The sequence below is a fragment of the Arthrobacter sp. JCM 19049 genome (genome assembly GCF_001310435.1).
Map to the genome: position 1 here is coordinate 1 of NZ_BAXF01000915.1, position 572 is coordinate 572.

General features: G+C 68.7%; 1 protein-coding gene and 1 pseudogene. Both read left to right on the forward strand.

The window, feature by feature from the left end:
• The first annotated feature begins 27 nt into the window (after window positions 1-27).
• Window positions 28-150 carry a hypothetical protein gene (locus tag JCM19049_RS21710; protein ID WP_279403512.1) on the forward strand — a complete coding sequence of 41 codons (123 nt, stop codon included), beginning with the start codon at window positions 28-30 and terminating at the stop codon, window positions 148-150.
• 154 nt (window positions 151-304) lie between these two features.
• Window positions 305-572, forward strand: a pseudogene (locus tag JCM19049_RS17095) (hypothetical protein); the annotation flags it as partial.

The following is a 572-nucleotide window of genomic DNA, read 5'->3' on the forward strand; positions in this document are numbered from 1 at the left end:
CCGGCCGGGGACGGAGAGGTCCAGCGCCTGGGCCAGGCCCGGGCGATCGTGGACTATATCGCCTCCTTCACCGACGCGCAGGCGGTGTCGGTCAACGCGCTGCTGACCGGAACCTCGGAAGGGATCTGGGAAGTGGGCCGCGGACTCTAGCACCCGGCCCGGTCGCTGCCGAACGCGCCCAACCTTCAGGCAGCCCCTGTCGGTCACATTGCCTGCGGGGATTGGCGCGGCGGCAGGGCTTGTGCCAAGAATGGTCTGGGGTTGGGTCCAAGCCAGGCCCCTGACTTCTACGACGGGATGAACCTTGGTGTTGCGTGTTCTTGTTCCCTCCAACGAGCTGGCCCGCCGCCTGGATCTGCCCGGGGTCGAGCCGATCGTGTGGCATTTGAACGACACTGCCGCGGATGCCCCGCCCGCGCAGGTGCTGGTGACCGAGCGGCCCCGCAACCCGCAGCACCGTGCCAGGGTCTCGCGCATTCCGGGACTGGAGCATGTGCACCTGATGTCGATCGGCTACGAGTGGGTGCTGGAGCACCTGCCCGCCGGGGTGGGACTGAGCAACTCGCGCGGGG